This is a genomic window from Streptomyces sp. NPDC101160 (genome assembly GCF_044768205.1).
Classification (GTDB): Bacteria; Actinomycetota; Actinomycetes; order Streptomycetales; family Streptomycetaceae; genus Streptomyces.
This window is the reverse complement of sequence record NZ_JBIWPJ010000014.1, coordinates 40,149-54,867: the sequence shown is the minus strand read 5'-3', so window position 1 is coordinate 54,867 and position 14,719 is coordinate 40,149. Positions and strand designations below refer to the sequence as shown.

Sequence of the window (14,719 nt, the reverse complement as noted above, 5' to 3'; positions counted from 1 at the left end):
GAAGTGCGGAAGTGGTGAAACCGCAGGTCATCGAGGAGTTCGCCAGGAAAGACCGGTCGTACTTCGCCATGTCACCGCACCTCACCGGGAGGGCACCGGCGCCGCGAGCGCGTGCGCCGCTCACCCCATGTGCAGCCCAGCCCGGAACCAGTCCTCGGCCGCCCGGATCCGGGCCTCGGTCTCGGCACGGTCGGCGCCGGTGATGACGAACGCGGCGAGGAAGTCACCGGAGTGCGAGGCCTCCTGGACGGTGTCCCCGAGCTCCGCGTACACCGTGTACTTCACGACGCCCTCCGGCAGCGTCACCGGGTCCGGCAGCGCGTGCAGCACCCCCGGCCGCTTGGTGAAGAGCAGCTGGCCGGCGAGCTGCCGAGGGTCCTGGCGCTCCACGGTGCCGACGGGCAGGCCGAGCTGCGCGCGGACGGGATACTCCATCGGGTCGAAGCCGAACAGGACCCGCTGCACGTCACGTACGCCGGCGCCGCCCGCCCGGGAAGCCGCCTCGCACAGGACGAGTTCGCCGTCGGTGGTGTGGAACACCTCGATATGGAAGGCGAAGTTCTCCGGCCCTCCGAACGCCTCCAGGACCCGTTCGCCGAACGCGATCAGCCGGCGGGCCAGCGGGTCGGCGGTGTCGAGCGCGATGTCGACGCGGCCCTTGCGGTCGCGGAAGTCGGCAAGCGCGTACTGGTACTGGGAGGGCCACAGGGTCGCGATCCGACCGTCCAGGACGGTGCCGTCGATGTGGCACATGGAGCCCTCGACGAACGACTCCGCTAGCCACTGCGGCTCGCCGTCCGCGTCGAGCAGGGCCGCGTCCCGCGCCCAGGCGGCCAGCTCCTCGCGGGTGCGCAGTACGGCCACACCGACGGACAGGGCGCCGCTCCGGGGTTTGAGCACGACCGGCAGCCCGTGGCCGTCGGCGAAGGCGTCGAGATCCTCGGCCGCGCGCAGCAGCGCGTGGTCGGCGACGGGTATGCCGGCCCGTACCGCCGCCTGCTTCATCTCCCACTTGTCGCGGTACACACGGGCGGAGTCGGGCCGCTGGCCCGGCAGGCCGTACCGCTCGCGCAGGACGGCCGCCCGCAGGATGTCGAACTCCTGACAGGCCACGATGTCGGTCACGCCGAACTCCTCGACGAGCTCGGCGGCTCGCTGCTCCACGTGCGCACCGGTGTCGTAGTCCGCCAGCACCTCGGCGTGCAGGTACGGCGCATCGGTGGGCAGTCTCTCGTCGAACAGGGCGAGCTGCTCGGCCGAGCCCAGCAGCACGATCTTCTCGCCGTGGTCGGCGAGCCACCGGTTGTACGGGTTGGCGCGCAGCGAGCCGCGGTGCAGGACGAGCGTGGTCATGCGGAGGTCCCTTCGTTCCAGATGCTGACGTAGCGCTCCCCGGTGTCCGGAAGAACAGTGACGATCGTCCGGCCCGCGTATGCGGGATCCCGGGCCAGCAGGGTCGCGCCGTACACAGCGGCGCCCGAGGAGAGCCCGGTGAACAGGGCCTGCTCCCGGGTGAGCGTACGGGCGGTCTCCAGGGCCGTCTCGTCGGAGCAGGTGAGGACCCGGTCGATGAGCGAGACGTCCGTGGTGGGGGAGACGAAGCCGCCGTTGAGCCCGGGGATGCGGTGCGTGCCGGCGTACCCCAGCGACATGACGGGTGAGCCCTCCGGCTCGACAGCGACGACCTCGAGCTCCGGGTTCCTTTCCCGCAGGAATCGGCCGGCGCCGGTGAGCGTGCCACCGGTGCCGACCCCGGCGACCAGGACGTCCACCCGGCCCCCGGTGTCCGCCCAGATCTCGGGGCCGGTGGACTCGTAGTGTGCCCGGATGTTGTCCGGGTTCTCGTGCTGGCGCATGTACCACGAGCCGGGGGTGGAGGCCTGGATCTCCTCCGCCTTGGCTATGGCGCCGGCGAAGCGCTCCGCGCTGGGCGTGAGCACGATCTCCGCGCCGAGCGCGGTGAGCAGACCGATCCGCTCGGGCGTGGCGCTGTCGGGGAGCACGACGATGCAGCGGTAGCCCCGCAGGGCGCTCAGCGCTGCCAGCGCGATTCCGGTGTTGCCGGAGGTGGACTCGATGACCGTGCCGCCGGGCGCGAGGTCACCGCGCAGCTCCGCTCCCCTGAGCATGGCCAGGGCGGCCCGGTCCTTGCTGCTGGCGAACGGATTGGCGGACTCGATCTTGGCCAGCACCTCGGCGCCGGGCGCGGCGTCCGGAACGGCGAGACGGACGAGAGGGGTGTTGCCGATGAGTTCTTCGAGACCGGCGGCGATGCGCCGCCTGGTGGGTTGGGTGAGCAGGTCGGTGGTCATGGGAAGCTCCTGACGACGTCGGGGGAGGGCGAGTGGCGGCACGGTCACCAGGAACCCGCCGAGGCCAGCACCCGTACGGCGTCGGAGACGGCGACGGGCGGCGGGACTGCGGCGGCCGATGCGGCATTGGGGGCGACGCCGGCGTCCGGGACGGAACGCAGCGCGGGCGCCGGGCGGACGACGGAGCGCGCCGCGTACACCCGGGCCCCGGGCGGCAGGTCCTCGGTGACGGTGGCCATGGCACCGATCAGGGCGTGGTCGCCGATGGTGACCGGCCCCAGCACGGTCGCGTTCGCGCCGAGGATCACGCCGTTTCCGACGACCGGATGCCGCCGGGCGCCCGGCGGACGGTGGTTGTCGGTCCACCAACCCACCGCGCCCAGAGTCACCTGCTGGTAGATCGTCACGTCGTCGCCGACGACAGCGGTCTGGCCGATCACCACGGACGCGCCGTGGTCGATGAAGACGCGGCGGCCCAGCACCGTGCCGGGATGGATCTCGACGCCGGTGCGGCGGCGGGCGATCCGGGCGAGCATCCGCGCGGCGGTGCGCAGCCCCCGCCCGTACAGCCGGTGAGCCACGCGGTGGGCCCACACGGCGGACAGCCCCGTGTGGCCGAGAGCCTCCCAGCGGCTGTTGAGGGACGGGTCCCTGGCGACGACCACGGCGAGGTCCTCGCCCAGGGTGCGCAGCAGTCCTTGCTCTTCGGACATGCGGTCGACTCCTTTCGACGGGGCCGCCGTTCAGGCGGCCCGCGCCGGCGCGGGCGCGGCGGCGGGCTCGACGTCGATGCGGATCTCCTCGCGCACCAGGCGCTCGCACAGCTCCACGGCGCTGTCGGTGTCGGCGGCCGTCGCGACGACGCTGCCGAGCCGGTCCCAGTTGTCGCGCAGCGGCCGTACGGTGTCTCCCGGGCGAACGGACACCTGCACGGCCAGCACGTCAGGCCGAGCTCGGACCTCCTCCACGCCCGAGACACCGGTGACCGTGCCCGGCTCGCGCAGGATCGCGCGCATGACGGCAGCACCCTTGGGGGCGGGCGGCCCGTCGAGCGGCGCTGTGAGCAGCAGTGGCCAGGCCGCGCCGTACGCGACCATGTCGATGCCGTACGCGGCCTCCACGAGTTCCACGATGTTGTCGCCGCCCAGCCGGTTGTGGGACTCGATGACGACGGGGCCGCGCGAGGAGAGCCGGATCTCGGTGTGGCTGGGGCCGTCGGTCACGCCCATGGCCGTCAGGAACTCCTCCACCGCGCCGGTCAGCCGCTGCCGGTCCGCGTCGGCGAGGCGCGCGGGCACCGCGTGCCCGAGCTCGGCGAAGTGCTCCTCGCTGGTGAGCTTCTCGGTGACGGCGACGACGACATGGCGGCCGGCGAAGCTCAGCGCCTCGACACTGAACTCGGGGCCGTCGATGTACGACTCCATCAGGAAGCCGTCCACGGTGAACATGGTGGAGCCGCGGTCGGTGCGGCCGCCGTCCATCTCCCGTACCCGCGCCCACACTCGGTCCAGGTCCTCGGCGTTCTCGGCGCGCAGCAGCCCGAAACCGGCGGTGGTGGAGACCGGCTTGAGGATGAACGGGTAGCCGGCGCGCTCGCCGAAGGCGTCGAGCGACGCGCGGTCCGTCACCAGCGCGGCGTGCGGCACCGGCAGCCCGAGCTCGGCGAGGTGGCGGCGCATCAGCCACTTGTCACGCATGCGGCGGCTCACCTCGTAGCGCCGCCCGTCGGTGAGGCCGAACAGGTCGCCGAGCCTGCTCGCCGGGTTCAACCCCGGTTCGGTGAGCGAGACCACGGCGTCCACGCCGTAGACGGCCCGGGCGGCCTCGGCGAACGGCCGGACGACGTCCCAGTCGGTGTAGTCGACGACCAGCAGCACATCGGCGGCGCGCACCTGGTAGTCGGTGACCTTGTCGGGGTGCTGGATCAGCACGACCTTGACGCCGAGCGCGGTGAGACGCTCCACGTGGGCGTCGACGCCGCCGATCAGCAGAACGGTCTTCGTGGTGCTCATGACGGGGATCCCTTCGAGCCGGCCGGCACGGATTCGCGGACGTCGGCGCGCAGCAGCCCGCGGACGCGGGCGATGCGCGCCTCGGCCTCGGCGGGCGACTCGGCGTCGACGACGACGTAGCCGTGGCGGGTGAAAGAGCTGGTGGTACGCGGCAGTTCGTCCCCCGGGGCGAAGGGGAAGTGCAGCGCCTGGACGTAGGGCAGGGCGCGGATCGCGTCGAGTCCCTCGACGGAGTCCAGTCGCCCGGCGGGCAGGAAGAAGAACCCGACGGATGCCGTGTGCCGGGGCCTCGGCGGCTCCACCGGCGCCCCGGCCAGGGTCCGGAAGATCGCGGCCTCGATGTCGAAGTCCGATGCGGTCTCGATGAGCAGCGGGATGCGGTCGCCGCCGAGCCGGGTCTGGGACTCGACGATGCGCGGGCCGCGGCCGGTGAGGATGACCTCGGTGTGCGCGGGGCCGAAGCGGTAGCCGGCCAGGTCGAGCAGTCCGGTGACGACCACGTGGATCGCGGCCCGTTCCTCGTCGCCGAGCGGCGCCGGATGGATGTGGGAGGTCTCCACGAAGTAAGGGGCGCCCGTGGTGCTCTTCGCGGTGATACCGACGACGTGGTGCACACCGTCGACGGACAGGGTCTCCACGCTGTACTCGGGACCCTGGAGGTACTCCTCGACCAGGTACGGCCCGGCCACGGCGCCCTCCGTGACGCGCTCGGTCCACTCCTCCAGGTCGGCGTGGTCACGGATCAGTGCCACACCCCGGCTGCCGGAGGCCCGGGCGGGCTTGACCACGACGGGCAGCGGCAGCCGTCCCACGGCCGCCGCGACCTCGTCGGCGGTCGCCGCGGATTCCGAGCGGACCTGGGACAGTCCGTGCTCGGCGAGCAGCGCGCGCATCGCGGCCTTGTCGTTGAGGACGGTGACGGCCGAGGCCGGGTTGGGGGAGACGCCGAGCGCCTCGGCCTCGGCGACCGCCGGGGGCATCGACTCCTCGGCGCCCAGGTGCAGGACGGTGCCGATGTCGTGGGCGCGCACCGTCTCGGCGATGAGGGCACGCAGACCCGCCTCGTCGGAGAAGTCGGCCAGCAGCAACTCCTGGGCGTGCTCGGCGACCTCGTCGAGGTAGTCACGCTCGCGCAGCGTCGGGTCCCAGATCGCCCAGACATCGAAGCCCGCCTCGGCGGCCTTGCGGACGAACTGGCTGTACGGCATCACCATCAGCAGTCGCCTGGGCGCGCCGGTGGGGGTCATGAGGAGCTCCGTTCTGGTACCGGTCGGCTCGGCGGAGCGGGCGAAGGCCCGTGCTCAGCGGCGACTTCACGAAGAAGCGCCGAGGCGGCGCCGACCGCTTTCGGTCCGGGGGCGGGTCGGTATCGTTGCGTCAGATGTCGGGGGCAGGACTCGGTCGGGAGCGCTGCCCTTGTCCCATGTGCGTCCGGTCGGCGTCCGTCAGGGAGCGGGCGCCGGCCGGTCAGTCCGTGTCGGTCCTGCGGAAGCGGGTGACGATGCGGGCGCCCTGCACGCTGAGCACGTGTCCGAGTGCCTCGTGGTCGTTCAGGTCGCCCGAGTCCAGGGTGACCAGCGCCCGGACGGCGCCGAGCTCGCGCAGTTCGGCGAGGGCGGCGGTGAGCAGGGCGATGCCGATGCCGAGCCCTCGGAAGGCCGGTGCGACAGCGATGTCCAGGACGCGGCCCTCCTCGGCGGCGGTCTGGGCCAGCGCATAGCCGACCGGTCGGCCGGAAACCTCCAGCAGCGACATCACGCCGCCGGACTCGCGAAGTCGCCGCAGGCCCGTGCGGAAGGCGGACGGCTCCTCGGTCTTGGGCCCCGTGGACAGGCTGCGCAGGTGCAGCATGTGCAGGGTGTCCTCGTCCGCGGGGCCGGCCTGCCGGACGACCCCGCCGTCGGGAAGCAGCGGCGGCACCATGGGGACCGTCAGATCGATGTCGTACCGCCCCAGAGCGGCACTGCGGACGAACCCCGCCTCCTTCAGGACGGACGGGACCACCGAGTCGCCGTGCAGCACGCCGCCGACGGTGATGGCGTACGGCCTGCCGCGCTCCGCCGACAGTTCGTCGGCGCGATCCAGCAGCAGGCACAGCAGGGTGCGTGCCGCGCTCTCGCCGTGCCGTCCCGGAACGGCGGTCAGCGCGGCGTCGAGGGTGTCGCCACGCGGGGTCATCGCCGCCCAGGCGAGCACCTCGTCGCCGGGACCGGTCAGGCACCAGCTGTTCTCCGCACAAGCGGGACGACCGGTCTCCCGGAGGATGTCCTCCCGGGTGCATGTGGCCACTCCCGTGATGTTCTCCTCGTAGGAGCGCACCAGCCGGACCAGGCTGTCCAGCGGGACGTCGGTCGGTCGCCTGACGGCGAGCTGTCCGTGCCGCGTCATGTGTCGTGCCCCCTTTCCTGGGGGAGTCGGGTCCGGCGGTCGGGCCGGAACGGTTCGCTCGCCGGCGCCGGGTCGGCGGCGTCGGCTTCGGCCGAGGTCAGACCAGCGCGGGCAGGACCTCCTCGCGGAGCACCGGAACCGGACGCGACGGCGCGGTCGGCCGCCGGCGCGGGCCATGGGAAAGCAGAAATCCGGAATCCAGAACGACCGCGGAAAGAAATGCGCTGAAACAGAATTCGCTTCCATTCACGGCACTTCTCCTTTCTCACCGGGCGACTGGATTCCGGCGCCGGTACGGGGGAAGTCCCGGCGTAGTTCCGGATGCTACTGGCCCTCCGGTCGACGTCGTTCTCCGAGAATGCGCAGTGGGTCCGACCGGTCCGGAAGTGAGCACGGACCGAGATGCGCGACGGCGTCAGCGCGCGAGACGCTGCCTCATGCGCCCGAAGGTCACGGGCAGGTGCAAGGGGGTACGCACATGCGCAGCGGCGTCATCGGGGCGAGTCTCGGGACAGCATTTCCGGACGGTTCCACGGCTCGGTCGGAGACCGTTCCGAGATCGCTTCCCGTGACCGGGGACGCTCTCGTTCCCGGGATTGCCGACACGCTCCTGCGACACCGGCGAGAGTTGCACTCCGTGCTCACCCGTGTCGCCACCGCACAGGCCGCCACCGACGAACTGTTCCGTTCCCTGCGCGCCCTCTCCGGAGCGCCCTGGGAACTGCTGCGCAACAGCCCGCGACGGCTCGGCCGGCTCGCGACCTTCCTGCCGTCCAACAACCTGCTGTACTCCTACGTCCTGTTCGGCGTGATCCCGTCGCTCTACGCCGACGAGGTCCGCATCCGGCCGTCGGCGCGGGTCGCGCCCGCCGCGATGGCCGTGCACGAGATCCTCGGGCCGCACCTGCGCGGTCCGGGCACCGGACGGATCATCATGGGCCCCGCCTCGCAGCGCGAGTTCCTCGCCGACTGCGCCCGCTCCGACGCCGTCGTCTTCACCGGCCGGCCGGACAACGGCGAAGCGGTCGCCGCCCACCTGCCCGCCGACGCGCTGCTGCTCAGCTTCGGGTCCGGGCCCAACCCGGTGGTCGTCGGCCCCGAGGCCGACCCCGACGCCGTCTGCCGCAGCGTGCTCGACGCCCGGCTGTACAACTCGGGCCAGGACTGCCTGTGCACCGACATCGTCTTCGTCCACCGCTCGCTCGTCCGCGAGATCGTGCCCCGGCTCGCCGACGCCCTCGCCCGCATCCACGTCGGCGACCGCCGCGATCCCGAGACCCGGGTCGCTCCGCTCGTCTACCCCGACGCGGTGGAGGACGCGGCCGGATTCCTCTCGGCGCACCGCGAGTTCACCGTCCACGGCGGCCGGGTGGACGTGGCCCGGCACGTCGTCGAGCCGACGCTGCTCCACCTGCCGTGGCTGGACGCCTTCCACCCGCCGGAGTTCTTCTCCCCGGTCGTCCTCACCATGGAGTACGACGACCCGCGACAGATCACCCGCTGGCTGCACTCCGCCGAGGAGACCGCCCGCGGCATGTACCTGTCGGTCTTCGGCGAGCCGGCCCTCGCCGGCGCTACGCGCATCGCGACCAGCGTGCTCTGCGAGGAGCGCATCACCTTCGACGCGGAGGACGGCAACCGGCCGTTCGGCGGCTATGGGCCGCGGGCGGGCAGCGTGCGCCGCGGCGGCACGGTCACCGGCCGCCCCCTGCTGCTGTCCGCCGAGGCCGGTACGGCGGCGCGGCCGTGACGGCCGTCCTCGGCCCCGTCACCTCTCGCCGCAGCGCCGTCCTGTGCGCATCCGCCCCTTCCTGTTCCCACCATCCCGCCGAGGAGCAACCGTGAGCGCGACCACTGAGAACCATCCCTGGCACGTCGTCGCCGGCACCCTCGCGGACGCCGGATGCGACGTCGTCATCGGGCTGCCGTCGGACGAGCCCGGCCTGTTGGACGCCGCGGAGGCCGTGCCCGGCCTTCGCGCCGTCGGCGTGCGGGACCAGCGGGCGGGCGCCTGCGCGGCGATCGGGCACGCCGCCGTCTCCGGGCGGCCCGCCGTTCTCGCCGTCAACTCAGGACCGAGCTTCGCCAACGCCCTCACCGGCCTCCTGGAGGCCTCGTCGCTCGGCGCCCCGGTCGTCGTCGTCACCACCCGCGTCCCCGCCCTCGGCATCGGCCGGGGCGGCTTCCAGCACACCGACCAGGCGGCGATGGCCGCGCCGCTGACCAAGTGGAGCTTCCTCGTGGAGGACCCGCGCCAGCTGACCTGGGCGCTGCGCCGGGCCGTCCACCTCGCGGTCAACGGCGCTCCCGGCGTGGTGCTGGTGGAGATCGCCGACGAGGTGCTGCGTGCCCCCGCCCCCGACCAGCGGCCCGCCCCGCCGGTGCGCCGCCTGCGGTTCGCCGCCGACGCCGAGGAGGTGCGCCGCGCAGCCGGACTGCTCGCGGCGGCCCGGCTGCCGGTCGTCGTCGCGGGCGGCGGCTGCAAGCCCGCCGGCGCCGGACCCGCCGTACGCCGCCTGGCGGAACTGCTGGGCGCGCCCGTCTTCACCACCGCCGCCGGACGGGGCGTCCTCGACGAGGAACATCCTCTGGCGTGCGGCCTGGTCGGCCTCTACACGACGCCCCCGGCGGACCGCCTGCTCGCCGAGGCCGACGTGGTACTCGCGATCGGCTCCCGCCTGGAGGAGACCGCCCGCATGGGCTGGGACCGCCTGGAGAACAAGACACTTGTGCACGTCGACGTCGACCCGGCCGTCTTCCTCACCGCCCTGGAACCCGAAGTCGCGCTGCTCGGCGACGCCGCCGTGGTAGCCGGCCAGCTCGCCGCCGCCCTGGACGCCGACCCTCCGGCGAAGACCGGGGCCGGCGCCACCCGGCGGGCCGAGATCACCGCCGTACGCGAGGAGATGCGCGCTCGCCGCACCTCCGCCGCGACGGACGGCCCAGGGCTGACCGTGTCCGAGGCGCTGCGGCTGCTCCAGAAGTCGGTGACCCGCGACGCCACCCTCGTCCAGGAGAACGGGCTGCACGACATGTGGGGCTACCACCACCCCGTGGTGTCCGTCAGTGACGGGGCCCGGGTGATCACCCCCGGCGAGCAGACCATGGTCGGATTCGGTCTGCCGGCGGCGGTCGGAGCGGCGCTCGCCGACCGGTCCAGACGCACTGTCCTCGTCTGCGGCGACGGCGCGTTCGAGATGGGTCTCGCCGCGCTGCCCACCGCCACCGAGCTGAACCTGGGGCTGACGGTCCTGGTCCTGGACAACCGCGGCTACGGCTGGCCCCGCTTCGTACGCGCCGGAGAGCACGCGCCCGACACCCTCACCCGCTTCACCGCGCCCGCGCACACCGACGCCGCCGTGCGCGCGCTCGGCGGCCACACCGCGCGGTGCACCACCGCCGCCGAACTCGCCGCAGCCCTCGACGAGGCGGCCCAGGCACACACCGAGGGCCGCACCACCGTCATCACGGTGCCGGTCCGCGACGACGACGTCCCCGTGGGCGTACGCCGTGTCTTCGACGCCGTCCCGCACGCCGAGGCCGCCGCATGAGCCCCCGGCAGCCGTTGCTCACGGTCGACGGTGAACACGTCCCGCCCGGCCACCTGGCCCGGCTGGTCACCCGTACCGCCCGGGAACTCGTCGCGGCGGGCGCCGGACCCGGGCGCGCCGCCGCCCTCGCCTCCGACCACCCGCTGACCGCTGTCGTCGCCGCCCTCGCCGCCGAGGCCACCGACGCGCCCCTGTTGCTCGACGGCGCGGCCCCCACCCGTCACATCGCCCCGGCGGCCGTCGTCCGTTCCACCGGATCCGGCGAGCCCGTCGTCGCCGCGACCGAGCGTCCGCTCGGCCTCCCGGAGGAGACCGCCGCCGTCTTCTGGACCTCAGGCAGCTCCGGCGACCCCAAGGCCGTCGCCGTCTCCGCCGCCGCCCTCGCGCACCAGGGCCGCGCCACCGCCGCCCGGATGCGGGTCACGGCCGACGACCGGCTGCTGCTCCCGCTCCCGCTGCGCCACGCCTACGGCTACAGCGTGCTGCGGGTCTGGCGCGCCACCGGCGCCCACCTGTACGCCGAGTCCGGTTTCCATCTGCGCGGCATCCTGGCACGGCTCGCGACGCAGGGCATCACCTCCCTGGACGGCGTCCCCAGCATGTACCGGATGCTCACCGCCGAGGCCGCCAAGGACCCGGAGGCCGCCCTGCTGCTCGCCGGCCTGCGGATCCGCGGTTGTGGCGGCGACGTCCTCACCGCCGCCCTGTACGACGACTTCCTCGCGGCCACCGGCGCGCCTCTGCACGACGGCTACGGACTCAGCGAGGCCGGGCCCAATGTGGCCCTCAACGCCCCCGACGACCTGCGCCGGGGCACCGTCGGGCGCCTCCTCGACGGTGTCCGGGCCCGGCTGGCCGGGCCCGCCCGCGAGATCGAGGTCGCGAGCCCGAGCCTGATGCTCGGCTACCTCGACCCGGCCACCGGCGTCCTCGACCGCAGCGCGTTCACCGCCGACGGATGGCTTCGTACCGGTGACACCGGCGCGGTCACGGCCGACGGATGGCTCACCGTCGGCGGCCGCGTCAAGGAGGTCCTCGTCGTCCACGGCGAGACCGTCGCCCCCACGGTCGTCGAAGACGCCGTACGGGCGGCGGACGGTGTCGTCGACGCCGCCGTCGTCGGCGTCCGACGCGGAGATCGCGGCGACACCGTATGGGCGTTCGTGGAAAGCCCCGACACCGACCGGGCCGCCGTGGCCGGACGCGTCGCCGACGCCTGCCGCCGCCTTCCCCCGCACGCCCGCCCTCGCACCGTCCACGTCCTCGCCTCCCTCCCCCGTACGAGCAGCGGCAAGTGCGACCGGGTCCGCCTCCGCTCCTGGGCCTCCGACCGGACGGCGGTGGCGGCATGACATCACGTAAGGCACCGAACCCGTCCGTCGCGCCGACCGCTGCTCCTGGGGCCTGGATGGCCCTGGCCGCGCCCGCCGTACTCGCGGCCACCGCCGATGCGGTCGCGTCGGTGGCGCGGGTCGCGTTGGCCGTATCCGCCCTGCCGTCCGAGCACGCCGCGGACGCCTCAGCGCGCGTCCCCGCAACGGCCGCCGCGTGACCGCGAGAGCGCCGGCGGACGATCGACCAGTGATCATTTAAGCCGTTTTGAGTGAGTTGCATGGAGCAACCTCGAAGATGTGGCAGGGCACCCAAGATCACTAAATTCTTTCTCGGCCGGTACGGAACAGGAACGGCCGCTTCCCTCTCCACTCACTTGGGAGTACTTCGCATGACCATCAAGAACAAGCTCGGTCTCGTCGCTCGTCTCGGTGCCACCGCCGCGATCGCCACCGGTCTGGCCGTCGCCTTCCAGCCGGCCGCCATGGCGGCCACGCCGGTCGTCTCGGTGAGCCCCGCCACGGGCCTGACGAACGGCGCCACGGTCACCGTGACGGGCACCGGCCTGACCCCGGGCGCCATCTACCACGTGGCGCAGTGCGAGATCGTCTCCTCCGGCTCGTACGGCTGTGACCCGTCGACCGTGGTCAACATCGCCGCCGACGCGCAGGGCAAGGTCAGCACCCAGTTCGTCGTGCACAAGACCTTCCAGGCCGTGAAGGGCGCCGAGGGCACCCCGTCCGGCACGGTCGACTGCACCGTCACCGCCTGCCAGGTCGGCATGGGCGACGACAAGGGCGTCGGCGGCGGTCAGCGGATCACCTTCAACTGACCGCCCGCCGGCTGACGACGTCACCCGGTCCACGGCATCGCCGCACCCGGTTCCCCGTCAGAGGGCGTCAGCCCCCTGCGGGGCGGGTGCGGCGCCGGCCAGGACCTCGGCGACCGTCTCCGGCTCGAAGTTGACCGCGCTGGACCAACCGCCGATGGCCAGACGGAACCAGACCGAGCTGGTGATCACACCGTCCCGGTGCTGGTCCTCCACCACCTCGTCACCCAGCGACCATCCCTCGGCCCGGTGCGCGACGGACGCGTCCGGCAGCAGCAGGCGGATGACCGGACTGTCCAGGGACGGGCCGGAACGGACGTTGGCGTCACGCCACACCGGCCCGAGCCGGACGGGCAGGACGTGGTACTCAGAGGAAGAGGACATACGGACTTCTCCTTTACTTCCGCGCGCCCACGCGCGGTGTGTTCGACTGCCTGCGTGCGACGCCGGGAATCGGCGTCGGCCGGATCAGGCGACGGCACCCAGAACGTTCGCCACGGCACCGTTGCGGGCACCGCCCAGCCAGACCACCTGGGTCACCATCTCGATCAGCCGCGTCGCGTCGGGCCCGGGCTCCTCGGCGACGGACAGCTGCGGCGGCACCTGGGACACCGCGGCGCCCACCGGCGTCGGCCAGCCGCGCAGCGCGTGACCTATGGTGCGCAGCGTGGTCAGTGTCGAGACCGCGCCCTGCGCGCCCGCGCCGACCGCGACCGTGCCGATGGCACGCCCCTCCAGGTATGGCACCGGCCCGCCGATGTCGTTGACGTAGTCGAGGGCGTTCTTCAGCAGCCCCGAGACGGTGGCGTGGTACGTCGGCGACACCAGGATCACGCCGTCGGCGGCCCGCAGTTCGCCGAGGAAGCCGGCCACCGCCGCGTGCGTGTCGGCCAGCCCGGGCCGGTACGCGGGAAAGTCGATCTCCGCGCCGGTGAAGACGCGAGCGGACGCGCCCTGTTCGGCGCACCGCTGGGCACACCACTCGGCCACCTGGTCGCAGGTGGACCCCATGCGCAGCGAGCCGCTGATCAGGACGATGTGCGGTGCCATGGTGGTGGCCCCTTTCTTCGTACGGATGGTGGTCATCGGGGCTGCTGTGGCGCCCCGTTCGAGGCGACGGGACCCTGTCCGGGGCCGCCAGCCGAGGACGTCGACGACGTCCGCGTCCTTGCGCCCGGCAGACCGGATGTGCGCGTTGCGCCGCTCCTCGCCCTCCCGGTCGGCCCCCTGGTCGAGCGAGCCCTGGCGGCGCGAGGCGAGGACCACTGCCGCGGCCCGGTCGACGCGCTCGCGGGCATAGGCGGCGAGGGCGTCGGGCACCTCGGCCGACGAGGCGAGTGCGTCGGCGAGCACCGCGGCGTCCTCCAACGCGATGTTGGCGCCCTGGCCGAGGGCCGGGACCATCGGGTGCGCCGCGTCGCCCAGGAGCGCCACCCGGCCGTCCACCCAGCGCGAGGTCGGCTCGCGGTCGTGGATGTCGGTGACGACGACGTCCTCCGGATCCGCGTCGCGCACCAGATCGACGACCGGCTGGTGCCAGCCCTCCAGGGCGCCGAGCAGAGCCAGCCGGGCACCGGCGGCGCCCTTGGCGGGCCACTCCCCGGCCGGTGCGGTGATCTTGGCGGTCCAGTACAGGGTGTCCCCGCCGACGGGAGCCACGAACATCTGGATGCCGCGCCCGTTGACGACGTAACCGTGCTGCCCGAGGACGGAGCCGGTGGTCCGGCCGCGGACCGAGGTGTAGCCCCGGTACCGCGGCGGCTCGTCGCCCAGCATCCGGGCCCGGACCGCCGAGTTGATGCCGTCGGCGCCGATCAGCGCGTCGCAGTCGACGGCGTCCCCGTCGGCCAACGACACGGAGACGTGCCCGGGATGGCCGGTGTAGTCGGTGACGGCGGTGGCCAGGCGGACGGCCACCCCGGCCCTGACCGCCTCGTCGAGCAGCATCCGGTGCAGGGCGGAGCGCAGCACGGGGATCTGCGGCTCGCCCAGGATGTCGGCGGCGGCGCCGATCGGCTCCTCGGCGAGCACCGTGCCCGACGCGTCCATCAGCACCCGCACCTCGTCGCGCCGGGTGACATGCCCGACGGCCCGCAGCCGGGCGCCGATCCGCGCGCCCAGCGCGTCGGCCGCCCGTACCCCGTTCGGATAGAGCACGAGGCCGGAACCGCCGACGCCGATCCGCTCCGCCCGCTCGACGACGGTGACGTCGAGACCGCGCGCGGCCATGCCCGCGGCGGCGGCGAGCCCTCCGATCCCGCCGCCCGCCACCACGACGGACCGTCTCTTCGCCAT

14 protein-coding genes are annotated in these 14,719 nt (G+C 73.3%); 5 read left to right on the top strand and 9 right to left on the bottom strand.

Going from position 1 to position 14,719, the window contains the following annotated elements; translation table 11 throughout:
* Positions 1-120 precede the first annotated feature (120 nt).
* The 7 genes from ACIRSU_RS34955 to ACIRSU_RS34925 all read right to left on the bottom strand — a co-directional run bounded on the left by ACIRSU_RS34955 (position 121) and on the right by ACIRSU_RS34925 (position 6,962).
* On the bottom strand, positions 121-1,353 hold the full coding sequence (locus ACIRSU_RS34955; protein ID WP_403801166.1) for an ATP-grasp domain-containing protein: 1,233 nt from the start codon (positions 1,351-1,353) through the stop codon (positions 121-123).
* Positions 1,350-2,312: a PLP-dependent cysteine synthase family protein gene (locus ACIRSU_RS34950; protein WP_403801164.1), complete on the bottom strand. Its 963-nt coding sequence runs from the start codon at positions 2,310-2,312 to the stop codon at positions 1,350-1,352. The genes ACIRSU_RS34955 and ACIRSU_RS34950 overlap by 4 nt, the downstream gene beginning before the upstream one ends.
* A 44-nt stretch (positions 2,313-2,356) precedes the next feature.
* Complete coding sequence (gene epsC / locus ACIRSU_RS34945) at positions 2,357-3,025, bottom strand: serine O-acetyltransferase EpsC (RefSeq protein WP_403801161.1); 669 nt, start codon at positions 3,023-3,025, stop codon at positions 2,357-2,359.
* 30 nt (positions 3,026-3,055) lie between these two features.
* On the bottom strand, positions 3,056-4,324 hold the full coding sequence (locus tag ACIRSU_RS34940) for an ATP-grasp domain-containing protein (RefSeq protein WP_403801159.1): 1,269 nt from the start codon (positions 4,322-4,324) through the stop codon (positions 3,056-3,058).
* A complete protein-coding gene (locus tag ACIRSU_RS34935) occupies positions 4,321-5,571 on the bottom strand; it encodes an ATP-grasp domain-containing protein (RefSeq protein WP_403801156.1) in 1,251 nt (416 codons plus the stop codon). The genes ACIRSU_RS34940 and ACIRSU_RS34935 overlap by 4 nt, the downstream gene beginning before the upstream one ends.
* Positions 5,572-5,791: 220 nt before the next feature.
* Complete coding sequence (locus tag ACIRSU_RS34930) at positions 5,792-6,712, bottom strand: GNAT family N-acetyltransferase (RefSeq protein WP_403801153.1); 921 nt, start codon at positions 6,710-6,712, stop codon at positions 5,792-5,794.
* Positions 6,713-6,809: 97 nt separating this feature from the next.
* Positions 6,810-6,962 (bottom strand): hypothetical protein, encoded by a 153-nt coding sequence (locus tag ACIRSU_RS34925; RefSeq protein ID WP_403801151.1) that lies wholly within the window; start codon positions 6,960-6,962, stop codon positions 6,810-6,812.
* Between the two features lie 387 nt (positions 6,963-7,349).
* Here ACIRSU_RS34925 and ACIRSU_RS34920 point away from each other — a divergent pair, with 387 nt between their 5' ends.
* The 5 genes from ACIRSU_RS34920 (at position 7,350) to ACIRSU_RS34900 (ending at position 12,427) form a co-directional block, all read left to right on the top strand.
* Entirely contained in the window at positions 7,350-8,462 is a 1,113-nt protein-coding gene (locus ACIRSU_RS34920) for an aldehyde dehydrogenase family protein (protein ID WP_403801149.1), read from the top strand.
* A 91-nt stretch (positions 8,463-8,553) separates the two neighbouring features.
* Complete coding sequence (locus ACIRSU_RS34915; RefSeq protein WP_403801147.1) at positions 8,554-10,263, top strand: thiamine pyrophosphate-binding protein; 1,710 nt, start codon at positions 8,554-8,556, stop codon at positions 10,261-10,263.
* Positions 10,260-11,615 (top strand): class I adenylate-forming enzyme family protein, encoded by a 1,356-nt coding sequence (locus ACIRSU_RS34910; protein ID WP_403801145.1) that lies wholly within the window; start codon positions 10,260-10,262, stop codon positions 11,613-11,615. Before ACIRSU_RS34915 ends, ACIRSU_RS34910 begins: the two co-directional genes overlap by 4 nt.
* Positions 11,612-11,815 carry a hypothetical protein gene (locus ACIRSU_RS34905; protein WP_403801142.1) on the top strand — a complete coding sequence of 68 codons (204 nt, stop codon included), beginning with the start codon at positions 11,612-11,614 and terminating at the stop codon, positions 11,813-11,815. Before ACIRSU_RS34910 ends, ACIRSU_RS34905 begins: the two co-directional genes overlap by 4 nt.
* Positions 11,816-11,986: 171 nt before the next feature.
* A complete protein-coding gene (locus ACIRSU_RS34900) occupies positions 11,987-12,427 on the top strand; it encodes an enediyne antibiotic chromoprotein (RefSeq protein ID WP_403801139.1) in 441 nt (146 codons plus the stop codon).
* Positions 12,428-12,484: 57 nt separating this feature from the next.
* Here the strand turns inward: ACIRSU_RS34900 and ACIRSU_RS34895 are convergent, their stop codons facing one another.
* Positions 12,485-12,808 carry a hypothetical protein gene (locus ACIRSU_RS34895; protein ID WP_403801136.1) on the bottom strand — a complete coding sequence of 108 codons (324 nt, stop codon included), beginning with the start codon at positions 12,806-12,808 and terminating at the stop codon, positions 12,485-12,487.
* Between the two features lie 84 nt (positions 12,809-12,892).
* Positions 12,893-14,719, bottom strand: a complete 1,827-nt coding sequence (locus ACIRSU_RS34890; protein WP_403801133.1) for an NAD(P)H-dependent oxidoreductase — start codon at positions 14,717-14,719, stop codon at positions 12,893-12,895.